The sequence below is a fragment of the Rhizobium sp. 01N447_2 genome (assembly GCF_056399245.1).
This window is the reverse complement of sequence record NZ_JBFTQY010000011.1, coordinates 180,793-205,033: the sequence shown is the minus strand read 5'-3', so window position 1 is coordinate 205,033 and position 24,241 is coordinate 180,793. Positions and strand designations below refer to the sequence as shown.

Below are 24,241 nucleotides of genomic sequence, written 5' to 3'. Positions count from 1 at the left end.
TTAGAGCGAAGGGCCGGGCAACGGCGCGGCAATCGCTGCCCGTCTCCGGCCGCTAGATCTCACACATCCGTCGTGTCGTCGCCGGACGAGTCGTCGGTGTAATCGTCGCTGTCGTCGTAATCGGCCTGCTGGATATTGTCGTTATCCTTGTCGTCTGACGCGGTATCAGCGGCCTGGCGGGTGTCGTCATTGCCGTAGTAATTGTTGATGACGGTTTCCTCGGTCGGCGCGCTGGCATTGCCGAAGGGATTGGCGCCGAAGGGCGAGCCCCAGCCGAGCGAGGACATGTGGTTGCCGAAGATGCCGCTCAGCGAGTTGGCAAGCAGCATGCCGCCAGCGACACCCGCCGCCGTGCCGAGCGCGCCGTGCAGGAAGCTGCCGCCCGCAGACGGCGCAGAGACCTGCTGGGTCCAGGGGCCGGTCGGCTGTTGGGGCGGCTGGCGGACATCGCGGTCGTAGCCGCGGGAATCGTCATAGCCGCGGGACTGCTGGCCCCAGGGACCGGGATTGGAGGGGCCAGGATTCGAGGGAACTGGGGCCGGCTGCTGCGTCTGGGTATTGCCGAAAATCGAGCTCAGGAAACCGCCGCCCTGTTCGGCCTGGCGGTGTTCGCTCTCGCCGGCTTCCAGCTGGCGGAGACGCTCTTCCAGTTCCTTGATGTGGTTGGCGGCCGCCTCCAGTCCCTTTTCCTGAACGATGACGGCCTGGGCGAGATAATAGGTGGCGGAGGGCTGTTCGCGCGTCGCCTGGTCGATCAGGGCTTCGGCGTCGCGGTCGCGCGGTGTGGCCGCGGCGGTGCGTACGCGGTCGAAGAGGGCGGTCAGCAATTGGCGTTCTTCGGGTGACATTGTCCTGCCTCCTAATCATCTGATGCGGCGTTTGCCGCGTGAGGCTGAGGTAGGAACCGATTTGGGCTTTTCAAAGCCTTTCGCCGTTACAATTCGGTAAGGCTTGCAGAACGGCGCGCGGCTTCTTAAGGATATCTCTATCGCTTCGGTGCCTTGTGTTTTTCCCGCATTGTTTTAGGCATTGAGTCGCACTATGTGCGAGGAACCCGAATTCATCTCCAAGAGGTTCGAATGAACGACGAAGACCAGGACGACAAGACGAAGGAACTGCCGCTCGGCAAGGAAACGGAGGCGAATCTTTTCAAGTCGCGTTCGATCTTCATCTACGGACCGATCAATCAGGAATTGGCGCAGAAGGTCTGCTCGCAGCTCGTGGCGCTTGCCGCGGCCAGCGACGAGGACATTCGCATCTATGTCAATTCGCCCGGCGGCCACGTCGAATCCGGCGATTCCATCCATGACATGATCAAGTTCATCAAGCCGAAGGTCTGGATGATCGGCACCGGTTGGGTCGCCTCCGCCGGCGCGCTGATCTATGTCGCCACTCCGAAGGAGCGGCGCCTGTGCCTGCCGAACACGCGCTTCCTGCTGCATCAGCCCTCCGGCGGCACGCGCGGCATGGCATCCGACATCGAAATCCAGGCGCGCGAAATCATCAAGATGAACGAGCGCCTGAACAGGATCATGGCAGCGGCCACCGGCCAGCCGCTCGACAAGATCGACAAGGATACGGATCGCGACTACTGGCTTTCGGCCGAAGAGGCGAAGGAGTATGGCCTCGTTTCACGGATCGTGACGTCGCAGGCCGATATCTAAGTTTTCTCAGCCAAGCTGCCAAGAACCCGCCCTTGCCTRCCGATCGCAGGTGAGGGCGTTCTGTTTTCGGATAGTGCTTGAACGGAGATGATCTCCTAGCGGCAAGGTCTGAACGGAAAGCACTGAATCCAGACTTGCACCTGGGGCAACCATCATGCTCCATGCGCCATTAGCGCAGCTCGAGTCCCGCCATGTTCAAAGATTTTTCCGTCCAAGCCCTGTTCATGGGGCTGCTGACCGCCTTCGTCGGTTCCGCCAGCTCCTTCGCCGTTGTGCTGCATGGGCTGCAGGCGGTCGGCGCCACGGATGTACAGGCGGCTTCCGGGCTGATGGCATTGTCGATTTCCATGGGCATCTGTGCGATCGTGCTGAGTGCCGTGACCCGATTGCCGGTCAGCATCGCTTGGTCGACACCGGGCGCCGCACTGCTGGCAAGCACCGGGGCGATCGAGGGTGGCTTCAATGCGGCGGTCGGAGCATTCCTGATCTGTGCTGCCCTGATTATTGTTGCGGGACTGTTCAAGCCGCTCGGGCGAGCGGTTGCCGCCATTCCGGCGCCACTCGCCAATGCGATGCTTGCCGGCGTGCTGATCGGCCTTTGTTTCGCGCCGGTGAAGGCGATCGGCTTCAATCCGCTGTTCGGCCTGCCGATCGTCGTCGCCTGGATCGTCGTCGGCGCCTTCAAGCGGCTCTGGGCAGTGCCGGCAGCACTCGCGGCCTTCGTGCTGGTGCTCGCCTTCGGTGTCGATATCCCCGACGGTGCGCTCAGCTCGCTGGAGCAGTCGCTGGTGCCGACGGCGGAGTTTGTCCGACCGGTGTTCAATCTCGCCGGCCTCGTCTCGATCGCACTGCCGCTCTTCATCGTCACTATGGCTTCGCAGAACATTCCGGGTATCGCGGTGCTGAAGGTCAACCACTACGACCCGAAGCCCGGTCCGCTCTTTGCCGTCACCGGCTTCTTCTCGCTGCTGTCGGCGCCGTTCGGCGGCCACGCGGTCAATCTGGCGGCCATCACCGCGGCAATGTGCGCCGGACAGGACGCCCATGCCGATCCGAAGCGGCGCTATTGGGCGTCCCTGATCGCCGGCGTCGGTTATATCATTCTCGGGCTGCTTGCCGGCGCTGTGACGGCCTTCGTCGCGCTCGCGCCTTCCATCTTGATCGAGGCGGTAGCTGGGCTGGCGCTGGTCGGCGCCTTTTCGTCCTCGGCGATGTCGGCCTTCCAGGCGCCGGACTCGCGCGAGGCGGCGGCGATCACCTTCCTCGTCACCGCCTCCGGCGTTTCCTTCGGCGGTATTTCCGGTGCCTTCTGGGGTCTGATCGCGGGTGGGCTGATGCTGGCGCTGTCGCGGCTGGTGAAGATTTGGAAAGACCGAGCTCAGTCGAGGTAACGGAGGGTCGTTGTGCTCCCCAAATGCCGGATCCTGGCGCTTCAAGCAGTTCCGCCAGCAATAAGTGCGCAGTTCGTCGATTGTTGGCGGTGACCAAAAGCCCGGCAAGGACTTGCCAGCATCACCGCCCGAGGCTATAAGCGCGGTCATGAAGACCACTGGCGCCAGAATTTCTGACACGATTGCACGCGGCCGTATCGCCCTGCGTGACAATACGCGCGCCCTGACCTCGCTTCTTCTCCTCGGCCTTACGCGCGGTTGCCGGGTCCTTTGAGGAGCGCCCGGCGGCCGAAAGCCCGCCCGGCCATCGCTCCTCGCGACTCACTTTCAAAATTGACCTAACGACCGACAAGGTCCGCATTTGTTTATCGCCAAGCCCGACATGATCGGCTATGAGGCGGGCAAATGCCGGGACGAGGAGACGATACGATGGACGCGAAGACGCAATCCTCAGAGAATAAGATGGCCTCCGTGAATAACATGGCCTCCACAAACAAGACGGCCCCCGCAAAAGGCATGCCCGACGCCGCGGTAAAATACCGGGCCTACCCGCAGGTAAACATTCCCGATCGCACCTGGCCGACGAAGACCATTACCAAGGCACCGGTCTGGTGCTCGGTCGACCTGCGCGACGGCAACCAGGCGCTCGTCGACCCGATGGGCCACGATCGCAAGGCGCGGATGTTCCAGCTGCTGATCGAGATGGGCTTCAAGGAAATCGAAATCGGTTTCCCCTCGGCTTCGCAGACCGATTTCGACTTCGCCCGCTGGTGCGTGGAGGAGGGCAATGTGCCCGACGACGTCTCCCTGCAGGTGTTGGTACAGTGCCGCCCGGAAMTCATCACCCGCACCTTCGAAGCGCTGGAAGGCGCAAACCGGCCGATCGTGCACTTCTACAACTCGACCAGCGAGTTGCAGCGCCGCGTCGTCTTCGCCAAGGATGTGCAGGGGATCAAGCAGATCGCCGTCGATGCCGCCAAGATGATCACCGATATGGCCACGAAGGCCGGCGGCGGTTACCGTTTCGAATATTCGCCGGAGAGCTTCACCGGCACGGAACTCGATGTGGCGCTGGAGATCTGCAATGCCGTCATCGAGGTCGTCAAGCCGACGCCCGACAACAAGCTGATCATCAACCTGCCGTCCACCGTCGAGATGGCGACGCCGAACGTCTATGCCGACCAGATCGAATGGATGTGCCGCAACCTCGACAATCGCGAGAACCTGATCGTTTCCCTGCATCCGCATAACGATCGCGGCACCGGCATCGCCGCTGCCGAACTGGCATTGCTGGCAGGTGCCGACCGCGTCGAAGGCACGCTGTTCGGCAATGGCGAGCGCACCGGCAATGTCGACATGGTGACGATGGCGCTGAACATGTTCACGCAAGGCGTCGATCCCGAGATCGACTGCTCGAATATCGAACGCATCAAGGAAGTGTTCGAATATTCGAACCAGATGGTGATCGGCGAGCGTCATCCCTATGTCGGCGAACTGGTCTATACGGCCTTCTCCGGCTCGCATCAGGATGCGATCAACAAGGGTATGAAGGCAGCACAGGTCGCCAATCATCCCGTGTGGGAAGTCCCGTACCTGCCGATCGATCCGCGCGATGTCGGTCGTTCCTACGAGGCAATCATCCGCATCAATTCTCAGTCCGGCAAGGGCGGCATCGCCTATATCCTGCAGCAGGATTACGGGCTGAACCTGCCGCGCAACCTGCAGGTGGAACTCCGCGAAGAGATCCAGCGCATCACCGACGTGGAGGGCAAGGAGCTTCCGTCCCGGCGCATCTACGACCGCTTCATCGAGCGCTACGTGACGCAGCCGGAAGGCCGCCTGCGCTTCGTCGACCATCACACCTATCCTGACACTGAGCACAAGGGCCAGCGGATCGTCGCAGCCGAGATCACCGACAATGGGGAGATCAAGCGCATCGAAGGGCGCGGCAACGGCCCGATCGACGGCTTCATCAACGCGCTGTCGCATTATCTCGGCATCGAGATGTCGGTCGAGGACTATTCCGAGCATTCGCTCCAGCATGGCTCGAACGCGGCGGCGATCTCCTATGTCGAGACCTCCTATCCCGGCGGCAAACTCTTCGGCGCCGGCATCAATACCAACATCGTCGCGGCATCGCTGGAAGCGATCGTCTCGGCCGCCAACCGTGTGCTCGACGTGAAGGCCGGCAAGGCCTGATCTTAAAAGGACTCAGGCCGCGACCGCACTACTGCACAATTCCTTAAATCGGAATCGATTTAAGGATAAAATTATGCAGCAATTCAAAGTGTTACAGCGCCTTATGCGCGTCTGAAAAGAGGCGCGGTGCTGTAGCGCGGCGCGGCCTGACGATGCAGTCGGCGACTTTGTCGGCTTCGTTTCGCGCTTCGGCGTGGCGTTGGCCCCATTGGCAGAGCGCCAGCAGCACCGGTTCGAGCGCGAGGCCGAGTTCGGTCGCGTTGTATTCGACGCGAGCAGGGACTTCGGCGAAGATCTGGCGGGCGACCAGCCCGTGCTCCTCCATCTCGCGCAGCTGCTGGATCAGCACCTTCTGGGTGATGGCGGGCATCATCCGCTTCAACTCCGACAGACGCTTCGGACCGGAGAAGACGTAGTAAAGGATGACCGGCTTCCAGCGTCCTGAAATCACCTTCAGCGCGCGCTCGACCGGCAGCTCGGGGAGTCTTTTCATCGGCTCGGCCATGGTCACCTCCTGGTGGGTAGGACACGAAAGAGTGTGTATTTTTGCCGGATATTCGTGTCGAGGTCGCGGGTACAATCGAGCGAGCAGGGACTGGTGCCGACCCGTCGCTCCTTGGCAGGCGGGTTGGCGTTCCTCTCTTTGCGATCGGGCGCGGTTCGGGCGGTTATGCCGAATTCGTCGCGGTCGATGGCGGGGCGGTGGTGCTGCTGCCCGATGCGCTTTCCTTCGCGGCGGCGGCCGCGCTGATGGTGCAGGGGCTGTCGGCGCTGCATCTCCTGCGCCGCAGTCCGGMGAAAAACAAAAACGTTCTCGTGAGTGCGGCAGCGGGCGGTGTCGGATCGCTGCTTGTGCAGCTGGCGAGACGCGACGGGGCGAAGATGGTGATCGCGGCGGCCAGCAGCGACGAGAAGCGGGGGCTTGCCCTATCTCTCGGCGCCGATCATGCGGTCGATTATACGGCGCCCGGCTGGCAGGAGGACGTCAAAAGGCTGACCGGAGGGCTCGGTGCGGATATCATCCATGAAACCGTCGGCGGCGCGTTTTCAAAGGCGGCGCTCGATGCGCTGGCGCCTTGCGGCGAGCTGGTGCTGGCGGCGATGGGGCGATTCGGGCTTGGGGCGGCCGATGTTGAGGACATGCTTGATGACAATCAGTCGATCAAGGGATTTTCGCTGTTGCCGCTGCTGACGTCCCAGGGTGTGCGGGAGGATCTTGCCGAACTCTTCGAGCTTGCCGCGGCTGGCGCCCTGACGGTTATCGACGGCGGTCGTTTCCCACTGCATCAAGCGGCGGAAGCGCATCGCGCCATCGAAGGGCGGAGGGCGGTCGGCAAGGTGGTGCTGGTGCCTTAAATCAAAGAAGGCGAGCACGACGTGGTGCGAAAACCGCTCGACGTCATGCTCTATCAATCAGATCGCCGTGGCGATCTCCATGGCGAGCTGTCCGAGGGTTGCTTCGGCGGAGGGGCCGGCAAGCACATAGGAGGTGCCGGCATTGTGCCAGGTCACGAGGCCGATCTCGTCCTTGATCGTTTCCTTGAAGTCGTCGGTCTCGGGCGGCTGCGCGTCCTTGCGGAAACAGATGGAGATAACGTCGCCGTCGGCGTTGGAATAAACGAGCTGCCCGACAGGGCGGCTATCGCCGAGGATGACGCGCGCGCCCTGGAAGGTCCAGGCTTCGGCGCTGAGATCAGGCACGCGGAAGGGCACGCCGATCGCGGTCGTCAGCCAGCTGGAGATTTCCTCGGCCTGCGAGGCGGGCACTTCGACGAGATGGCGGGGCTGGCGGATCAGCAGGCGCTGATAGGCGGTGACGTCGCCCAGCCAGTCGTTGGTATTGGTCGGTGCCGTATTGGTGGTGGCCATGGTGGCGATCTCGTCGGCATCGGGGCCTGCGCCGACGAAATAGCCGATGCCGCAACCGACGACGAAGAGGATGATGGCGGCGGCCAGCGCCTGCGGGCCGCTCGGCGCCAGTTTCACCTGCGGACGCGTGGCGCGCTGGGCGATCGGCGTTTTCGGCGGCTGTGTGCTCTTGATGGAGCGGACGAGGGCGAGCGGCACCGGCTCCTTCAGGATATCGTCGAGGCGGYGGCGGCCAAAATCGGCGCCATGACGTAGCTTCTCATGCAGCCGGCGCGCATTCTCGTCACTTGCCAGACGCTGTTCCAGTTCGTGCCGCTGTTCGGGCGAGACTTCGCCGTCTAGAAGGGCGGTGAGCTGGGCCTCGAGCGGCAATTTCCTAAAATCGAGCAAATTCAGTACCTGTGGATCGGGTGAGTGCCGGCAAGCCCGGCGAAATGCAGCCTCGCGGTGGCGAGCTGAGAGACGACGTTTGCCACCGGAATGCCCATGATGTCGGCCGCCTGCTGGTAGCTGTGGCCTTCGACGTCGACGAGCAGGAACATGCTGGAAACGCCATCCGGCATATCGGAAATCATGTGATGGATGGTGTCGGGATCGACCGCAGCCGAGCGTTCGCGCGCGGCCTCGCGAATATCGGTGACGTTGCCGCGGACGGAAGCCTTCGGTTTGCGCTTGCGGTTGTCGTCGGCCCATTGCTGGCGGGCAAGCGTGTAGATCCAGCTTTCCAGACGGCCTTCGCCGCTCCATTGATGACCTTTGGAGATGGCACGCTGACAGACGGCCTGAACGAGTTCATCGGCCACGGCAACCTCACCCGCGAGCGTGATCGCGAAGCGGCGAAGGCGGGGCAGGAGGCCGACGAGATCACGCCGGAGATCGATGGTCGTTGCGGGCTGACGCATTGTCTATCCAAGAAGCATTCACAATAGTTTCGCGGACGAAGGGTTCGCCGTCGGGCGCGAAACCGACTTTATCGACGCCGTCGATGCATGTGCTTTATGAAACAAGTCTCCTGCACTTCGCAAGCATCCGGTCGTCTTCATCCCTCTTTCCCAAGGGATTTTCGTATTGTGGCCCGCAAAGCTTGCGTCAATATGTCTTGTAGCCGTTCAAGCTTTGCAGCAGGGAGCGATAGGCCCAGGTGCCTTCGCCGCCGCGATCACGGATTTCGACAAGCTGGACGCGGGCGCCCTGGATGTCTCCCTGTTCCACCAGCGCCATGCCCATATAGGAGCGGGCGAGGATATAATTCTCATCCGCCTGCAGCGCCTTGCGGTAGTAGGACATGCCGAGCTCCATGCGGCCTGCCTTGCGGTTGGCGTAGCCGAGATAGTTCAGGACGCGCGGGTCGTTCTGGTTGCGAGCGAGATTGAGCACCGTGATGGCGTTGTCATACTGCCCGGCATAGGCAAACTCGCGGGCGAACTGATAGAGATCGTCGTCGTTGAAGCTGCTCTTCTTCGGGTTGACACATTCCTTCTTGGCCTTGTCCCAGACCTTGCCGCCGGTGCAGGTCTTGGTCGTCTGGGTCTTCGGCGGCGGATTGGTGTCATCGTTGCTGTCGCCGGCCGCGAAAGCGGTCGTGGCGATGCCGAAGGCAAAGCCGGCGGCGAGCGAAAGTCTGGACAGGTAACGGAAAGAAGAAGTCATCGGCGCGCTCCGTTCTCAGGCAATGCAGTTGCTCGGATTGTACGCTTACCACTAAAAATACCAAGAGGGTAAGCAACCTCCATGGCAAATGTTGCGACGGTGGCCCGATGTCCTCGCAGATCGATTCAAGTGCTGCATAAAAAGCGTTCAGAGGTGACGCTAAGGCGCGAAAATATCGGCGCTTTCCGGCATCACCGCGTCGCCGGCCCTGTTGAGGCTGAAGCGCTCGCCGCTGAGCTCCCAGGCGCCGGGAGAGCCGTCGATGGAGAAGAGGTTGTAGGCGGCGGCCGGCTTGACGCTGCCCGGTCCCTGCGAGGCTGAGGCAATGCCGACGACCGGCACCGGCTGCACCTGGCCGCGCAGCCAATGCAGCGTGTTCAGGTGCGTATGGCCGTGCAGCACGAGTTCGGCGCCGCCCGTCGAAATCACGGCGGCGAAACGGCGGATGCCGATCATCCGTTTGTAGAAGGCCGTGGCGCCGCGGATCGGCGGATGATGGATCATGACAACGCGGAAGAGTCCGGCTTCGCCAGCCGCGCGCAACATGTTGACAGTATCGCGGGCCTGTCGCGCGCCGAAAAAGCCGGAGGCGGCGAAGGGAGGGGTGGCGACCGCCGTCGAACAACCGACAATCGCGACTTTGCCGCGAACACGCAGATAGGGGAAGATATGGCGGTCGTCCTGCCATTGCGGCGGAGCCAGATCGCCGCGGACATAATCGTACCAAGCGCGCATCGACTTCTCATATGCGCCTGGTACATAGGCGTCATGATTGCCGGGAACGACGGACGTGTTCGCGGGGTCGCCGAACGCGCGCAGCCATGCAGCGGCGGCGCGAATCTCAATGCCGCTCGCCAGATTGACGAGGTCGCCGGTGACGGCCAGGTGATCGGCCTGGTGGGCGCGGATGTCGTCGAGCAGCAGATCCAACGTGCTGCCGAAAAGGTGCTTGCGTCGATTTCGATGCCAGTTCACAAAGCCTGTTATGCGTTTTGAAAACAGCTCTTGAATGGAAAGACTGGGCAGCGGCCCGAGGTGGACGTCGGAGATATGCGCGAGCTTGAACATGTTACGAGACATAGACCAGCTTATTGACAAATCAAACACATTGGGCGCGATGAAGAGCTGAAACGGAGTGATAGTGGATAAAGAGAACCGGCCCCTTCACATGAGGCTGGCATTGCGCCTGCTGCATGTCTATTTCAGTTTCGTCCGCAGCATGACCGTGGGCGTGCGGGCCGCTTGTTTCGATGCAGACGGACGCATCTTTCTCGTGCGCCACAGCTATATCGGCGGCTGGCATATGCCGGGCGGCGGGCTGGAGCGCAACGAGACGGTCGAGGAAGCGCTTGCCAAGGAATTGCGCGAGGAGGGCAACCTCAGGATCATCGGCAAGCCGCAGCTGATCCAGGTCTATTTCAATACCACCACCACAAGGCGCGACCATGTCGTCTTCTACCGGGCAATCGTCGAGCAGACGGCGCCGCGGCCGCCGGACTGGGAGATATCCGACAGCGGCTTCTTTTCCCTCGACAGCCTGCCCGAGGGCACGACCAAGGCGACGCATCGCCGTCTTGCCGAGCTTCGCGGCGAGCAGGAGCCCGCCCACCGCTGGTAATTCTCAGGCGGCGGCAAGCCTGGCACGATCGTGCGGACTGTCGAAATCGAGCGCTGGGCCGACGGGAACGATGCCGGTCGGATTGATCGTCTTGTGGCTGCGGTAATAGTGTTCCTTGATGTGCTTCAGGTTCACCGTCTCCGAAACGCCCGTCGTCTGGTAGAGATCACTGAGATAGTCGGGCAGGTTGGGGTAGTCGGCGATGCGGCGGATGTTGCACTTGAAATGGCCGACATAGACGGCGTCGAAGCGCACCAACGTGGTGAACAGGCGCCAGTCGGCCTCGGTCTGCCTGCTACCGAAGAGGTAGCGGCCCTTGCCGAGGCGTTCATCGAGCATGTCGAGCGTTTCGAACAGATTGCCGACGTTTTCTTCATAGGCTTGCTGGGTGGTGGCAAAGCCGGCCTTGTAGACGCCGTTGTTGACGGTGTCGTAGACGGTGGCGTTCAGTGCATCGATTTTGGAGCGAAGGTCCTCGGGATAGTAATCGGCCTTCGAGCCGGTCAGCCCATCGAAGGCGCTGTTGAACATGCGGATGATCTCGGCGGATTCGTTGCTGACGATCGTGCCGGTCTTCTTGTCCCAGAGCACGGGAACGGTGACGCGGCCGGAATAGTGCGGATCGGCCCTGACGTAGATCTGCCAGAGCGCGGACGCGCCGAAGAGGTGGTCGCCGGTGGCACCGTCGCCGACGTTGAACTCCCAGCCGTTCTCGACCATCAGCGGATCAACGACCGAGACCGAAATCAGCTCTTCCAGCTTCTTCAGCTTGCGGAAAATCAACGTGCGGTGCGCCCACGGGCAGGCGAGCGAGACATAGAGATGGTAACGCCCGGCCTCGGCCTTGAAGCCGCCGCTGCCCGAAGGGCCGGCCTCACCGTCCGATGTCACCCAGTTGCGGAATTGCGAGGGCTGCCGCTTGAAATGGCCCTTGCTCTCCTTCGTATCGTACCAGACGTCATGCCAGACGCCATCCACCAGCATTCCCATGGTCTTCATTCCCTTGATTGCGTGTTGGAACGGAAGATATCGCAGATGGCAGCGCTTTACAGGCGACAAAGATTGAACAGTGCGTCACGTCGCGCATTTTGCGTTGGACGGCGGAAATTTTTCCTGCTATCGGCGTTTCACGATTTTCGGACCCCTGCCTGATGTTCATTTCCAGAAACCCGCGACGACGCTGATGCTCCCGAACGCCCAAGGCGTGTTCGAGACCCATCAATCTGTCCATCCGGTTTCTGTCATCATGTACAAGCACGATCTCGTCTACCTCACTGAAGACGCGTCTCATGACGCCGCCATCGAACACATCAACGAAGAAGCCTTCGGTCCTGGCCGCTTCACGCGCGCGGCTGCGCGCATCCGTGAGCAGGGGCCGCATGATCTGTCGCTCTCCTTCATCTGCACCGATAACGGCGAGACGATCGCCTCCGTGCGCATGACGCCGGTGGTGGCGGGCACGGTGAAGGGCCATCTTCTCGGCCCGCTCGCCGTCCGCCCCTCCCACAAGAACAAGGGCATCGGCCGGGAACTGGTGCGGATCGCGGTGGAAGCGGCAAGACGCAAGGGCTCGGAAGCCGTCATCCTCGTCGGCGACCCGCCCTATTACGGCCCGCTCGGCTTCGAGAAGGTCGCCTATAACGCGCTTTCCTTTCCAGGCCCGGTCGATCCCGGCCGTGTGCTCGTCGTTCCGATTGCGGAAGGCGTGCACGCGCGGCTGAGGGGTACGATCGCCTGGCGCGAATGATTTAGAGCGCCGTGCGTCCTTTCGAACGCACAAAGGATGCTCTAACTCGTTTGAAACGACGCATCCAGCAAAAGTGCACAGCGGTTTTGCGTCCGGAATTGCATGAAAACAAAGAGATAGAGCACTTCCGTGATTCGAAGAAAAACGGAAATGCTCTAGAGACTTTTCCGGAGGAAGCTGCGCCTGCGGCCTTCCGGGAAATCCTCAAGCTCCCCGAAGACCTCGTAACCCTGACGCAGATAGACGCGCAGAGCCTGCGGGCTGAACGTGTCGATCCAGGCGCCGCGGCATCCCCGGGCTCTCGCCTCTTCTTCCGCCTTTGTCAGGATATTGCCTGATATACCGGTGCCGCGCAGTGTATCGGGAATGTAGAGCATCTGGGTGAAGAGCCAGCCCCAGGCGGTAAAGCCCGAAAGACCGCCCGTCACCTTGCCGTCGGTATCGCGGATAAGGACCGCGAGCGGTCGGCGATCCGAGGGGCCGGCATCGCTGTTGTTGAACGCCGAGAGCGCATCGGTGATTGCCGCGAGTTCCTCCGGTGAGGGCGAGGCGGTGAGCTCGAATTCCGGCATGAGATTACCGCCCTTCGCGCCACCACATGGCGCCGAAGGCGAGCAGCAGGATGCCGACGCCGGCGAAACCGGCAAAGAGGGGCAGCGTGTTGATGCCCTTCAAGACGGTCTCGCTGGTCATGCGGATCATCATGCGATCGTTGTCAGAGACGCGCACCTGACCGCGCACCGGCAGGATCGGTGGCACGGAGATCGCGCCATTTGCATTGGAGACGCGGGCGACGAGACCCTTGCTTCTGTCGGCGACCGGCTGCAGCACATCGGTCGTCGAGATCATCGCCTTGAATTCCGGCGCATCGACGGCGCCGATATGGACAAGCGTCGACAGCTTGCCGTTGCGGATTTCGAAGAGGCCGATTTCGTCCATCCTCTTCTCGGCCTTGTAGAGGCCCGGTTCGGACTGGGTAAGCGGCAGGGTTTCGGTCTTGCCGGAAGGATAACGCACGGTGGCGTTGCCGGGATTGTCGCCGATCGTCTGGCGCGTGACTTCAAGAGTCCGGCCAGATGCGCGCGCCGTCAGCGCTTCTTCCTCAAGCGCCGGCTCCTTCATCAGCCAATGGGCGATACGGCGATAGAGCGAAACGTTCGGACCGCCGCCTTCGAAGCCGCGCGCCCAGAGCCAGCCCTGATCGGAAAGCAGCATGGCGACGCGGCCCTGGCCGGCGCGGTTCAGCACCAGCAGCGGGTGATTGTCGGCACCGAGCATGATCGTCTCGCCCTGCGGCCGGTCGACATCGACGCTGCGGAACCAGCGGCCCCAATGCGGCGGGTCCTCGCCCGACCCGTCAAGGCCGCGCGTGACGGGATGTTTGCGGCCTTCCTCGGAGAGGCGGGGATAGAAGGCCTTTTCGATCATCTCTCCGGTGGGCGTTGCCGGCAGGACCGAGGAAAGTGGCGTCAGTGCAATGGAATCGGGGCCAGCGTGCTCGGGACCGGCGGCGATCAGCAGCGCGCCGCCGTTGTCGACATATTGCGCGATGTAATCGTAATAGAGCAGCGGCAGCACGCCGCGGTGCTGGTAGCGATCAAAGATGATCAGGTCGAAATCCTTGATCTTGTCGACGAAGAGCTCACGCGTCGGGAAGGCGATCAGCGACAGCTCGTTGATCGGCGTGCCGTCCTGCTTTTCCGGAGGACGCAGGATGGTGAAGTGGACGAGATCGACCGACGCATCGGATTTCAGCAGGTTGCGCCAGGCGCGCTCACCGGCATGCGGCTCGCCGGAAACGAGCAGGACGCGGAGATTCTGGCGGATGCCGTCGATGACGTGGACGGCACGGTTGTTGGCGGTGGTGACTTCGCCGGGAAGGGCTGCGACCGAGAACTCGAGCACATTGCTGCCGCCACCCGGCACCTTGAACGAGAAGGGCGTATCCTGCCCGGGTGTCGCCTGCAGGGTGGCGATCTCGTCACCATTCAGCTTCACCGTGACATCAGCCGTGCCGCCGGGGCTCGGGCCGTCGTCGAAGACGCGCAAGATCACCTGCTGCTCTTCGTTGACGATGCCGAAGCGCGGCCCCTTGATGACTTCGATGCGGCGATCGAATTCGTTGGCCTTGCCGGTTACGAGGCCATGGATCGGCGCGTCGAAACCGAGCGCCTGATTGGCGGCCGGAACATCATGGACTTCACCGTCGGTCAGCATGATGGCGCCGCCGATGCGGGCGGGCGGTACATCGGCGGTGTTGGCCGACAGTGCGTCGAACAGGCGTGTCGACGGCACATCGGAATTGACGTCGCCTTCGACATCGACGAAGCGGGGCTCTATCTGGGGGAAGCGGGCGAGCTGTCCTTTCAGGGCCGCAAGCGCATCGTCGGTCATCTTGACGCGATCGGGCGTCTGCTGGCTCTGGCTTCGATCGACAAGAACGGGGACGATCGTCGACAACTGATCCCTGTCTTCCTGCAGCAGCACAGGATTGGCAAGGGCGGCCAGCATGGCGAGTGCTGCCAGTGTTCTGATCCAGGCACCGCGAATGCCGCGCCAGATCGCGAAGGCGGCGATAACAGCGCTGACCACGGCAAGTGCAGCCAGAACCGACCAAGCCAGGAAGGGCGAAAAGTCGAACGTCATCTCATTGCCCTAACCGTTCGAGGAGGTCGGGAACATGGACCTGGTCGGTCTTGTAGTTGCCGGTCAGCATATACATCATGATGTTGACGCCGGAACGGTAGGCATATTCGCGCTGCGTTTCATCCGACGGCACGGTTGGCAGTATCGGTACGCCGTTGTCGTCGATCGCCCAGGCGCCGGCGAAATCATTGCCGGTGATCAGGATCGGCGAAACGCCGTCGGCCGTTGCCGCCGATTTTTCGCTCGGCTCCTGACCGCCCTGCCGGGACTCGATCCAGAGGGGGCTGCCAGTATAACGACCGGGAAAACTCGACAGGAGATAGAAGGATTTCGTCAGCACATGGTCTGATGGTACCGGTTCGAGCGGCGGAATGTCGAGATTGGCGAGGATTGCCTGCAGCCTCTCACCGTTGGCGCTGACATTGCCGCCATTGTCCAATGCGCTGATCTGATCGCGCGTATCGAAAAGCACGGTGCCGCCATTGCGCATGTAGGCGTCGATACGGCTGATCGCCGCCGTCGACGGCATCGGCGCCGTTGCCGAAACCGGCCAGTAGATGATCGGATAGAAGGAGAGCTCGTCTTTGGTGAGGTCGATGCCCACGGGCGGTGCCGGCTCCAGCGTCGTGCGAAAGGTCAGGAACTGGGTGAGTCCCTCGAGACCCCGCTCGGATATATTGTCCACCTCCTGTTCGCCGGTAACGACATAGGCGAGGTGTGTATTATCAAGCCTCTGCAAGATGAGGTCGTCGCCGGGCTGGGAGTCGTCGGCGTGAAGCGTGCCGGGTTGCACGAGAAAGCCGGCGCCGACGGCGATCGCGATCATCGCTGCGGTGCGGACGGCCGGGCGCAATCGCGAGAACGCGCCATTCATGAAAAGGACGATCAGGCTATCGGCCAGGAGCAGCAGAAAGGCCGCGAGAAAGAGTGCCGGTTTTGCCGACCAGCTTTCGCCGCCGATCAGGCCTTCGCGCACGGCATTGGTCCCTGTTGTGTCGAGCGGCTTCAGTTCGGCGTTCTCGGGCAGCACGTTCAGGGAGGTGAAACCGTCCTCCGAACCGTAGAGCCCGGGCGGGTTGTCGAAATTCGCCGTCGGTTCAGCTCCGGCCTGTGGAATAAGCGGCCGCGCCGAACCCGTCTCGGAGACGAGCGTGCCCTTGGACGTCAGCATACGGAATGGCGGCAGGGTTTCGGAAACACGCGCATTGCCGCGCGCCTCCGATGTCACGCCGCCCGAGCGCGATATCTGCAGGAGGTGACGCAGCATGTCGACGAAAGTGCCCGAGATCGGCAGATCGGACCAGGTTGCTTCCGCGGTGACGTGAAACAGGACGATCTGGCCGGATGCGATCTGCTTCATCGTGACGAGCGGCGTGCCGTCAGCCAGGCTCGCCCAGGTGCGCTCGGCAAGATCGGGTGTCGGTTCGGCAAGCACCTGCCGCTTGACGACGACATCGGCGGGACGCGCTATGCGGGCGAAAGGCCCGAAACTTGGAAATTCCGCAAGCGACTGCGGCTCGCTCCAGGACAATGTACCGCCCAGTGCCCGTTCTCCCTGACGCAGGATGACAGGGATCAGCGGATCGTCGGCGGGTGCGGCCGCCATGCGCGGGCCGGCAAAACGCAAGAGCATGCCGCCATTCGATATCCAGCGCGTCAGAGGCTCGTAAGTCTCCTCCGGCAGTCGGCCGATATCGGCCATGATGATGATGGAGGGATTGTTGGCGAGAAGTTTTGGTATCGCGACCGAAAGATCGGAATCGGCGGGTTGGATCAAATCCGCATAGGGCTGCAGTGCCCGCTGGATATAATAGAGCGGCGAGAGCAGCGGTTGGAACTCATCGCCTCCTTCACCCGATAGCAAGACGACGCGGCGCCGCTTGAATGCGTCGTCGAGAAGGTGGACCGCGCCTGCCGTGGCGCCATTGTCGACGCTGACGCGCGCGAAATCGTTGCGCATCTCAAAGGGTGCGGTGATCGAACTCGTTGCGACACTCTGGCCGGGGCGGAAGTCCACCCTGCCGTTGGCGATCGAGCGGCCCTGGGTATCGACGGCGTTCAACGCCACGGATGCGGCATGCGAGGTGTTGAGCCGCGTGACTTTGACGGTCATGGCGTCTGCCGCATTGTTGGCCGCGGTGATCGCCACTGTCCGCGCAGCATCGCCCTCGATCAGGCGGAGATCGGCGGGCTGGAGTTCGGCGAGCCTGCGCACCGTTGCGTCGTCGGCCTTGGCGGCGGCGCCGTCAGTCAGGAAGGCGAGAGTGCCGGGCTTGATGCCGTTCAGGGCCGTGCGCAGCGCCTGGAAGGCGCGTTCGCGGTCGGGTACCAGCGGTCGCGGCTCGGCGGCGCGCAGCTTGTCGCGGGCGGCAGCGGCGGTGCCGGGCACAGCATCGTTGGTCGGATCGGCGGTGAAGGCGATCGACACGGGCGTGCCGGCGGATTCGGCGTCGTCTATCAACGCGTCGGCAGTCTGGATGCGGCGCTCCCAGTCGGGTGCCGCCGCCCAGCTATTGTCGACGAAGAGGACGAGTGGGCCACCTGATGCGAGCGAACTGGTGCGCGGATTGAAAACCGGATCGGCGATTGCAAGGATGATGGTGGCGGCGAGCACCATGCGCAGCAGCGTCAGCCACCACGGGCTTTTCGCCGGCGTCTCCTCGCGCTTCAGCACGGAGGCGAGGATCTTCAGCGGCGGGAAGACTTCGGTCTTCGGACGTGGTGGCGTCAGCCGCAGCAGCCACCAGATGACCGGCAAGGCGACGAGCGCGCCGAGAATGGCGGGGTAGGCGAAAGCGAAGGGAAGGGCGTTCATAGCTGCCCTCCATGCGTCGCCTTGGCCGGCATGCCGGACAGATACATGTGCACTGCGACCAACGCCTCGGAAGCAAGATGATCGGTGCGATGGGTGGCGAAGGTCCAGCCGAGATGGCGCAGCGACTGGCCGAGGCTGTCCCTGCGGGCGAGGTAGGCGTTGCGATAGGCCTCGCGGATGTGTTCGGCGCGGCCGGAGACGAGCTTGGCGCCGCTCTCCGGATCGGTGAATTCTGTGCGGCCGCTATAGGGGAATATCTCTTCGGCGGGATCCGCGATCTCGACCACATGGCCGCGCAGGCCGCGGCGGGCAAGCGGGCCGAGCCGTTCCATGATTGCCGGCGCATCGTCGAGGAAATCGCCGATAAGGACGAGATCGCTCCAGCCGCGGATCATCGCCGTTTCCGGCAGGCCGCCGGTTAGCGGCGTGTGCATGAGTGCGGCTGCGAGGCGTTCAGCGGCGTTGCGGGCGGAGGCGGGTTCCATGATGCCGGGGCACCCGATGCGCTCGCCGGAGCGGGCGAGGATTTCGGCAAGCGCCAGCATGATGACCAGCGCGCGGCTTTCCTTGGAGACGTTGCCATAGCTCGACTTGTACATCATCGAGGGCGACATGTCGCACCAGAGCCAGATCGTGTGCGCCGCCTCCCATTCGCGCTCGCGCACGTAGGTATGGTCGTCTCGGGCGGAGCGGCGCCAATCGATGCGCGACAGGCTCTCGCCCTCGGCATAGGGTCGGAACTGCCAGAAATTCTCGCCGATGCCGCGCTTGCGGCGGCCATGCCAGCCGGCGATCACCGTATTGGCGATGCGCTTGGCTTCCACCAGGCAGTCTGGCACCAGGGCGGCCCGCTGCCTGGCGCGGGAAAGGGCATCGCTGCCGGGTGTCGGATTGACGATCTGTCCGATAGATGCCACGCGTCCGGCTTCCTTATCCCTTTGCCTGCTTGACCAGTCCGGCGATGACGTCACGCACCGACATGCCTTCGGCGCGGGCTGCGAAAGTCAGCGCCATGCGGTGCTGGAGAATGGGTTCGGCGAGCGCGAAGATATCGTCCAGAGACGGTGCGAGACGGCCTTCATAGAGCGCGCGGGCACGTGCGCAGAGCATCATCGCCTGGCCGGCGCGCGGGCCAGGACCCCAGGCGACGTTCTTGTCGGTCGAGGCATTGCCCTGTCCGGGGCGGGCGGAACGCACCAGCGCCAGGATGGCATCGACGACCGTGTCGCTGACCGGCATCTGGCGCACCAGGGTCTGGATCTCGATCAGCCGCTGCGCATCGATGATGGCTTCCAGCCGGGTTTCGCCCAAGCCCGTCGTCTCAAGCAGGATCTGGCGCTCGGCGGCGAGTTCGGGATAGTTGACGTCGACCTGCAGCAGGAAGCGGTCGAGCTGGGCTTCAGGCAGAGGATAGGTGCCTTCCTGCTCGAGCGGGTTCTGGGTGGCGAGCACATGGAAGGGCGCCGGCAGGTCATAGCGCTGGCCGGCGATCGTGATATGGTATTCCTGCATGGATTGCAGAAGGGCCGATTGGGTACGCGGCGAGGCGCGGTTGATCTCGTCGGCCATCAGGAGCTGGGCGAAGACCGGGCCTTTGACGAAACGGAAGGAGCGCCGTCCACTGTCGTCCTGGTCCATCACCTCGGAGCCAAGAATATCCGAGGGCATCAGGTCCGGCGTGAACTGGATGCGGTTGGCGGCAAGGCCGAGCACCTCGCCGAGGGTCGTCACCAGTCTGGTCTTGGCAAGGCCGGGAACGCCGACGAGCAGAGCATGACCGCCTGACAGCACGGCGAGAATGGTGTTCTCGACGACGCTTTCCTGACCGAAGATCACCTTCGAGACTTCCCCGCGGATGGCGGCGATATCGGAGAGCGCCCTTTCGGCGGCGGCGACGATCGCCTTTTCATCGAGGCTGGCTTCGGTCTTCATCATACCCATGCGTATCTCCAACGGCTGAATCATTCGGCAGCGAATCGGCGGACTTATACATGTGCCTCATACCCGATAGAGTTATGGAGATGTGACGGGCTGACAAGTTCGTTGCGAATGACTATCTCGTGACTTTACTTCGTTAAGGACAAACCGGGACGGAAGAATGGCAGCCGAGGAAATCAGCGGACAGGCGGATGCGGCGGGACTTGCCGCACTGATTTCGCGCGCGTCTCAGGAAAATGCCGGCAAAAAACGAGGATTACCGCCGGTCGAGCGGTGGAATCCGCCTTTCTGCGGCGATATCGACATGGAAATCCGGGCGGACGGCACCTGGTTCTACATGGGCACGCCGATCGGCCGACCGGCGCTGGTGCGGCTGTTTTCGACGGTTTTAAGAAAAGATGACGACCAGAAGACCTATCTCGTAACTCCTGTGGAAAAGGTCGGTATAAGGGTCGTCGACGCGCCTTTCATCGCCGTGGAGATGAGCGTGACGGAGGGGGAAGGCCAGCAGGTGCTGACCTTCCGCACCAATGTCGGCGATGTCGTGGAGGCGGGAGGAGAGCATCGGCTGCGCTTTGCCATTGCGGGCGAGAATGCCGAATTGAAACCCTATCTGCATGTGCGCGGGCGACTGGAGGCGCTGGTGTCGCGTGCGGTAATGTATGAACTGGTCGCGCTCGGCGAGACTTTCGACGTGGAGGGGCAGGCGATGTTTGWGATCCGCTCCGCCGGCGAGGTCTTCCCGGTCATGCCGGCCGACGAACTGGATGCGCTTTGCCGATGAATGATGCAATCACCCACCGCTACCCGCTGTTTTCCGCAACCGAATTCCGCCGCCGCGCGCTCAACCAGAATGGCGGACCGATCGATCACGCCTGGCGCGATCATGGAGACCACATCCTCAACCCTGATATCGTCGCCGAGGTCGAGACCTTCAAGCTGCGCGACGCCGCCGTGCTTGTGCCCGTCGTCGACGACGGGGAGGAAGCGCATGTGATCTTCACCAAGCGCACGGCGACGCTGCGCAAACATTCCGGGCAGATCGCCTTTCCCGGCGGCTCGATCGATCCTACCGATATCTCGCCCGAAATGGCGGCGATCCGCGAAACGGAGGAAGAGATCGGCCTAGCTGGTTCCTTCGTCGAAACCGTCGGGCGGCTGCCGAATTACCTTGCCTCGACGGGCTTCCGTATCACGCCGGTGCTCGGCGTCGTCACGCCTGGCTTTGCGCTGACGCTGAATCCGGCCGAGGTGGACGACGTGTTCGAGGTGCCGCTTTCCTTCCTGATGGATCCTGCCAATCACACCCGCGACAGGCGTGTCATCGACGGCATCGACCGGCATTTCTACCGCATGCCCTATGAAACCAGAATGATCTGGGGCATCACCGCCGGCATCGTCCGCACGCTTTATGAAAGGCTTTATGCATGACCGGCCTTGCCGACCAAGCATGGTTTCGCGACCCGGCGCTCGGCCGGATCCTAACACTTCTCAGCGCCGATGGCGGGGAAGGTCGGGTGGTTGGCGGTGCGGTGCGCAACAGCCTGATGGGCCTGCCGGTCAACGATGTCGACATAGCCACGACACTCAGACCGGAGGCGGTGATGGAGCGGGCGGCGGCGGCCGGCATCAAGGCAGTCCCAACCGGCCTGGAGCACGGCACGGTGACGCTCGTCATCGACGGCAAGCCCTTCGAGGTGACGACGCTTCGCACCGACGTCGAGACCGACGGACGCCATGCCAAGGTTGCCTTCAGCACCGACTGGAAGGCCGATGCCGAACGGCGGGACCTGACGATCAACGCGCTTTATGCCGATGCAAAGGGCGAGGTGGTTGATCTCGTTGGCGGACTTGCCGACATTAAGACGCGCAACATCCGCTTCATCGGCGATGCCGCAAGGCGTATTGCCGAGGATCATCTACGCATCCTGCGTTTTTTCCGGTTCTTTGCCTATTACGGTTCCGGACGGCCGGATGCGGAAGGGCTGAAAGCGTGTTCCGCGGCGCGTTCGAAACTGACGACGCTTTCGGCAGAACGCGTCTGGTCTGAACTGCGAAAGCTACTTGGCGCCGGCGATCCCGGCCGGGCACTGCTCTGGATGCGGCAGGTGGCAGTGCTGACGGAAATCCTGCCGGAATCGGAACGGTGGGGGATCGATGCGATCCCTTCGCTGATCACCACCGAAAAGGCGCTCGGCTGGACGCCCGATCCGTTGCTGCGCCTTGCGGCGATCGTGCCGCCCGATGCGATGCGGCTGGAAGTGCTCGCAGCCCGGCTCAAGCTCTCGAATGCGGAGGCGGCCACTCTCAAGGCGTGGGCAATGGCAGCACCCGCCAATGACGAGATGTCGTCGGCTGCTTTCGAGCGGCTGCTTTACCGCAACGGTGCCGATGGCATCACGACGCGGCTGAAGCTCGCGCTTGCGGTGGCGCGCGGCAAGGCTGAAAGCGATTTCGACGAAATGGCGCGGTCGGCGCGGCTCATCAAGCTGCTGGACAGGGCAATGCAATGGAAGAAACCGCAGTTTCCGCTGAACGGTGGCGACGTGATTTCGGCAGGAATTGCGTCCGGCCCGCGCGTCGGCGAGCTGCTTGCCGGCCTGGAAAGCCAGTGGGTGGAGGAAAACTTCGTTTCCGACCGGGCGGCGCTGCTCGCCCGGCTCCAGGAACGCGTGCAATAATCAGGCTGCGTTCACCTCGTCGCGGATGCGAGCCTTGATATTATCCACCATGTTCTCGCGGATCGTGGTTTCGCCGTGAGCGCTTTTCAGGTGCTCGACGGCCCGGCGGACCACCTCGGCGTCACTATCCGCCCTGGTATGCCAGGCGCAGCCGGGAACGAGTGTGCCACATTCGAAAAGTCGCATGGTCTTTTCCTCTATCCTGAACACAACGACAATCGCGCTTTCACGCGACTGATGAATGTGCGGGAGGAGAGAAGGTTCCGGCCGGCATCGACATGCCAGCCGGTGAAAGCAGTATCAGTCGGGCATCGCCCAGGCTTTGTAGGTATCCGAAAGGTGCTCGGGCATGTTGCTGTTTGCGGCCGCTGCCTCATTCTGCAGCTGTTCCGGCGACTTTCCGCCTGCCAGTTGCAGCTTGACCTGCTCGATGAAGCAGGACAACGGCAGATCGGAGCCGCTCTTCGTTCTGAGTTGCTCGGCGATGCGCGTTAGAAACTCCGGGGTGTCGATCGTGCGGGATGTTTCCTGAACATCCGCGGACGCAGGCGAGCCACTTTGTATCGTCATGACAATCCTCCTCCGATTGTTACGCACATACATATAAAGTTAGGACGCACTGAGTTTTCGTGAAGGTCTATCACCTCGAATTTATCGATGAGATATCACAGTTTCATGGCCAGCGGACAACAGGGGGCAACGATGAGAGAATGGATTCAACGTTGCCGCCGGTTTTCAGGCCGAAGATCGTGCCGCGATCATACAGCAGATTGAATTCGACGTAGCGGCCCCGGCGGATCAATTGTTCGTCACGGTCGGCCTCTGTCCACAATTTATTGAAGTTGGAGCGGACGATCTTCGGGTAGACCATGGCAAAGGCCCGGCCGACATCGCGCGTGAAGGCGAAATCGGCGYCCCAGCCGCCGGCTTCCTCGCTTGAATGCAGCCAGTCGTAGAAGATGCCGCCGATGCCGCGGGCCTCGTTGCGGTGCTTCAGGAAGAAATATTCGTCGCACCAGGCCTTGTAGGCGTCGTAATCGGCGACGGCATGATTGCGGCAGGCGATCTCCATGGCCTTGTGGAAGAGCTGGCTGTCCTCGTCCTCCTGCGTGCGGCGGCGCGACAGCACCGGCGTCAGGTCGGCACCGCCGCCGAACCAGCGGCTGGTGGTGACGACCATGCGGGTGTTCATATGCACGGCCGGAACGTTTGGGTTGACGGGATGGGCGATCAGCGAGATGCCCGAGGCCCAGAAACGCGGATCGTCCTTGGCGCCGGGTATCTGGGCGCGGAAATCCGGGGCGAATTCGCCGTAGACGGTGGAGGTGTGAACGCCGACCTTTTCGAAGACGCGGCCTTCCATCATCGACATCCGGCCACCGCCGCCGCCGGCGTTTTCGCGCGACCAGTCCTTGGCGACGAAGCGGCCGGGCTCCTGGTCGGAGAGCGGCCCTTCCAACTCATCCTCGATGGCCTCGAAGGCGGCGCAGATCGTATCGCGCAATCCCTCGAACCAATTGCGGGCGGCGGCCTTCTTCTCTTCGATATCGTCGGGCAAGCCGATCGGCAGTTCCGGTCTTTCCATTTACGCCTCCGACGGTCGACATCTCCTTCGGAGGCGACTCGCTCATTCCTGATTGCACGCCATGATTAGCAGTTGGGGCCGCATCTCGCCAAGCCGAGGCAAGGACTGGGCGCTTCCAAGATTCGACTCGCAAATCGAGAATTTCGATATTACCTTTTCCGAGGAGGTAGGTTTGATGAAAAAAGTTCCAGGACCTCCGTCCTTCGACGGCCTGAAGCGCAGGATAGCGAGACATCGGGCGGAAAATCCCCCGAGCAAGAAAGACCATTTCGTGCGTGAGACATATTGCCTCGGCCTCATGGACGCACGCGCCAAGGCGCGCGAATGGTTCGACGAATATCCGAAAGCCGCTTACTGGACCGAGGTGGAAAGCTGGCGCCAGCTCGACGGCGACCAGATCGAATTCACCATGCGCCGCCTGCCTTCGGCCGACTGACC

At 62.4% G+C, this 24,241-nt stretch carries 24 protein-coding genes and 1 pseudogene; 10 read left to right on the top strand and 15 right to left on the bottom strand.

What is annotated here, in order from left to right; all coding sequences use genetic code 11:
- Nucleotides 1-59: 59 nt before the first annotated feature.
- A complete protein-coding gene (locus AC1ECN_RS09650) occupies nucleotides 60-848 on the bottom strand; it encodes a DUF2076 domain-containing protein (protein ID WP_130672942.1) in 789 nt (262 codons plus the stop codon).
- A gap of 231 nt (nucleotides 849-1,079) precedes the next feature.
- On the opposite strand from AC1ECN_RS09650, the gene AC1ECN_RS09645 reads away from it, so the two are divergent.
- The 3 genes from AC1ECN_RS09645 to leuA all read left to right on the top strand — a co-directional run bounded on the left by AC1ECN_RS09645 (nucleotide 1,080) and on the right by leuA (nucleotide 5,254).
- The gene (locus AC1ECN_RS09645) at nucleotides 1,080-1,664 is read left to right on the top strand and encodes an ATP-dependent Clp protease proteolytic subunit (protein WP_003561390.1); all 585 of its coding nucleotides are present in this window, start codon (nucleotides 1,080-1,082) and stop codon (nucleotides 1,662-1,664) included.
- A 191-nt stretch (nucleotides 1,665-1,855) separates the two neighbouring features.
- Nucleotides 1,856-3,055 (top strand): benzoate/H(+) symporter BenE family transporter, encoded by a 1,200-nt coding sequence (locus AC1ECN_RS09640; protein WP_130672941.1) that lies wholly within the window; start codon nucleotides 1,856-1,858, stop codon nucleotides 3,053-3,055.
- 429 nt (nucleotides 3,056-3,484) lie between these two features.
- Nucleotides 3,485-5,254, top strand: a complete 1,770-nt coding sequence (gene leuA, locus AC1ECN_RS09635) for a 2-isopropylmalate synthase (protein WP_477952846.1) — start codon at nucleotides 3,485-3,487, stop codon at nucleotides 5,252-5,254.
- A 91-nt stretch (nucleotides 5,255-5,345) separates the two neighbouring features.
- On the opposite strand, the gene AC1ECN_RS09630 is transcribed toward leuA, so the two are convergent.
- The gene (locus tag AC1ECN_RS09630; protein ID WP_032988639.1) at nucleotides 5,346-5,759 is read right to left on the bottom strand and encodes a winged helix-turn-helix transcriptional regulator; all 414 of its coding nucleotides are present in this window, start codon (nucleotides 5,757-5,759) and stop codon (nucleotides 5,346-5,348) included.
- A 56-nt stretch (nucleotides 5,760-5,815) separates the two neighbouring features.
- On the opposite strand from AC1ECN_RS09630, the pseudogene AC1ECN_RS09625 reads away from it, so the two are divergent.
- Nucleotides 5,816-6,610, top strand: a pseudogene (locus AC1ECN_RS09625) (quinone oxidoreductase family protein); the annotation flags it as partial.
- A gap of 57 nt (nucleotides 6,611-6,667) precedes the next feature.
- On the opposite strand, the gene AC1ECN_RS09620 reads toward AC1ECN_RS09625, so the two are convergent.
- The 4 genes from AC1ECN_RS09620 to AC1ECN_RS09605 all read right to left on the bottom strand — a co-directional run bounded on the left by AC1ECN_RS09620 (nucleotide 6,668) and on the right by AC1ECN_RS09605 (nucleotide 9,841).
- Nucleotides 6,668-7,513 carry an anti-sigma factor family protein gene (locus AC1ECN_RS09620; RefSeq protein ID WP_477952844.1) on the bottom strand — a complete coding sequence of 282 codons (846 nt, stop codon included), beginning with the start codon at nucleotides 7,511-7,513 and terminating at the stop codon, nucleotides 6,668-6,670.
- Nucleotides 7,514-7,515: 2 nt separating this feature from the next.
- Nucleotides 7,516-8,025: an RNA polymerase sigma factor gene (locus AC1ECN_RS09615; RefSeq protein ID WP_018073932.1), complete on the bottom strand. Its 510-nt coding sequence runs from the start codon at nucleotides 8,023-8,025 to the stop codon at nucleotides 7,516-7,518.
- Nucleotides 8,026-8,212: 187 nt separating this feature from the next.
- Nucleotides 8,213-8,773 (bottom strand): tetratricopeptide repeat protein, encoded by a 561-nt coding sequence (locus AC1ECN_RS09610; protein ID WP_018073933.1) that lies wholly within the window; start codon nucleotides 8,771-8,773, stop codon nucleotides 8,213-8,215.
- A 159-nt stretch (nucleotides 8,774-8,932) separates the two neighbouring features.
- Complete coding sequence (locus tag AC1ECN_RS09605; RefSeq protein ID WP_032996029.1) at nucleotides 8,933-9,841, bottom strand: metallophosphoesterase family protein; 909 nt, start codon at nucleotides 9,839-9,841, stop codon at nucleotides 8,933-8,935.
- Nucleotides 9,842-9,914: 73 nt separating this feature from the next.
- Between AC1ECN_RS09605 and AC1ECN_RS09600 the strand changes: the two genes are divergently transcribed.
- Nucleotides 9,915-10,391, top strand: a complete 477-nt coding sequence (locus tag AC1ECN_RS09600) for an NUDIX domain-containing protein (protein WP_012758478.1) — start codon at nucleotides 9,915-9,917, stop codon at nucleotides 10,389-10,391.
- A 3-nt stretch (nucleotides 10,392-10,394) separates the two neighbouring features.
- On the opposite strand, the gene AC1ECN_RS09595 is transcribed toward AC1ECN_RS09600, so the two are convergent.
- Nucleotides 10,395-11,381, bottom strand: a complete 987-nt coding sequence (locus tag AC1ECN_RS09595; RefSeq protein WP_075224566.1) for a glutathione S-transferase family protein — start codon at nucleotides 11,379-11,381, stop codon at nucleotides 10,395-10,397.
- Nucleotides 11,382-11,574: 193 nt separating this feature from the next.
- Here AC1ECN_RS09595 and AC1ECN_RS09590 point away from each other — a divergent pair, with 193 nt between their 5' ends.
- On the top strand, nucleotides 11,575-12,138 hold the full coding sequence (locus AC1ECN_RS09590) for a GNAT family N-acetyltransferase (RefSeq protein WP_075224565.1): 564 nt from the start codon (nucleotides 11,575-11,577) through the stop codon (nucleotides 12,136-12,138).
- A 155-nt stretch (nucleotides 12,139-12,293) separates the two neighbouring features.
- On the opposite strand, the gene AC1ECN_RS09585 is transcribed toward AC1ECN_RS09590, so the two are convergent.
- From AC1ECN_RS09585 to AC1ECN_RS09565, 5 genes are read right to left on the bottom strand one after another with little or no spacing between them, the layout of a single operon-like run.
- On the bottom strand, nucleotides 12,294-12,710 hold the full coding sequence (locus AC1ECN_RS09585; RefSeq protein ID WP_075224531.1) for a GNAT family N-acetyltransferase: 417 nt from the start codon (nucleotides 12,708-12,710) through the stop codon (nucleotides 12,294-12,296).
- Between the two features lie 4 nt (nucleotides 12,711-12,714).
- Nucleotides 12,715-14,784, bottom strand: coding sequence for a hypothetical protein (locus AC1ECN_RS09580; RefSeq protein WP_130662017.1), 2,070 nt, complete (start codon nucleotides 14,782-14,784; stop codon nucleotides 12,715-12,717).
- A gap of 1 nt (nucleotide 14,785) precedes the next feature.
- Nucleotides 14,786-17,599: a DUF4159 domain-containing protein gene (locus AC1ECN_RS09575; RefSeq protein ID WP_130672940.1), complete on the bottom strand. Its 2,814-nt coding sequence runs from the start codon at nucleotides 17,597-17,599 to the stop codon at nucleotides 14,786-14,788.
- Nucleotides 17,596-18,516 (bottom strand): DUF58 domain-containing protein, encoded by a 921-nt coding sequence (locus AC1ECN_RS09570; protein WP_018073941.1) that lies wholly within the window; start codon nucleotides 18,514-18,516, stop codon nucleotides 17,596-17,598. The genes AC1ECN_RS09575 and AC1ECN_RS09570 overlap by 4 nt, the downstream gene beginning before the upstream one ends.
- 13 nt (nucleotides 18,517-18,529) lie before the next feature.
- Nucleotides 18,530-19,540: an AAA family ATPase gene (locus AC1ECN_RS09565; RefSeq protein WP_018073942.1), complete on the bottom strand. Its 1,011-nt coding sequence runs from the start codon at nucleotides 19,538-19,540 to the stop codon at nucleotides 18,530-18,532.
- A gap of 157 nt (nucleotides 19,541-19,697) precedes the next feature.
- Here AC1ECN_RS09565 and AC1ECN_RS09560 point away from each other — a divergent pair, with 157 nt between their 5' ends.
- Genes AC1ECN_RS09560 through AC1ECN_RS09550 form a run of 3 tightly spaced genes read left to right on the top strand, consistent with a single transcriptional unit; the run spans nucleotide 19,698 to nucleotide 22,218 of the window.
- Nucleotides 19,698-20,321 carry a DUF1285 domain-containing protein gene (locus AC1ECN_RS09560; protein WP_477952838.1) on the top strand — a complete coding sequence of 208 codons (624 nt, stop codon included), beginning with the start codon at nucleotides 19,698-19,700 and terminating at the stop codon, nucleotides 20,319-20,321.
- On the top strand, nucleotides 20,318-20,968 hold the full coding sequence (locus tag AC1ECN_RS09555) for a CoA pyrophosphatase (protein WP_018073944.1): 651 nt from the start codon (nucleotides 20,318-20,320) through the stop codon (nucleotides 20,966-20,968). Before AC1ECN_RS09560 ends, AC1ECN_RS09555 begins: the two co-directional genes overlap by 4 nt.
- Nucleotides 20,965-22,218 (top strand): CCA tRNA nucleotidyltransferase, encoded by a 1,254-nt coding sequence (locus AC1ECN_RS09550; protein ID WP_130672938.1) that lies wholly within the window; start codon nucleotides 20,965-20,967, stop codon nucleotides 22,216-22,218. The genes AC1ECN_RS09555 and AC1ECN_RS09550 overlap by 4 nt, the downstream gene beginning before the upstream one ends.
- Here the strand turns inward: AC1ECN_RS09550 and AC1ECN_RS09545 are convergent, their stop codons facing one another.
- From AC1ECN_RS09545 to hemF, 3 genes are all read right to left on the bottom strand, one after another.
- Nucleotides 22,219-22,404, bottom strand: a complete 186-nt coding sequence (locus AC1ECN_RS09545; protein WP_018073946.1) for a DUF1059 domain-containing protein — start codon at nucleotides 22,402-22,404, stop codon at nucleotides 22,219-22,221. It abuts the gene before it with no gap.
- 114 nt (nucleotides 22,405-22,518) lie between these two features.
- Nucleotides 22,519-22,788 carry a hypothetical protein gene (locus tag AC1ECN_RS09540; RefSeq protein WP_024319518.1) on the bottom strand — a complete coding sequence of 90 codons (270 nt, stop codon included), beginning with the start codon at nucleotides 22,786-22,788 and terminating at the stop codon, nucleotides 22,519-22,521.
- A 103-nt stretch (nucleotides 22,789-22,891) separates the two neighbouring features.
- Entirely contained in the window at nucleotides 22,892-23,803 is a 912-nt protein-coding gene (hemF, locus tag AC1ECN_RS09535; RefSeq protein WP_477952836.1) for an oxygen-dependent coproporphyrinogen oxidase, read from the bottom strand.
- A 175-nt stretch (nucleotides 23,804-23,978) separates the two neighbouring features.
- Here hemF and AC1ECN_RS09530 point away from each other — a divergent pair, with 175 nt between their 5' ends.
- Nucleotides 23,979-24,239: a hypothetical protein gene (locus AC1ECN_RS09530; protein ID WP_003541775.1), complete on the top strand. Its 261-nt coding sequence runs from the start codon at nucleotides 23,979-23,981 to the stop codon at nucleotides 24,237-24,239.
- Nucleotides 24,240-24,241: the final 2 nt, after the last annotated feature.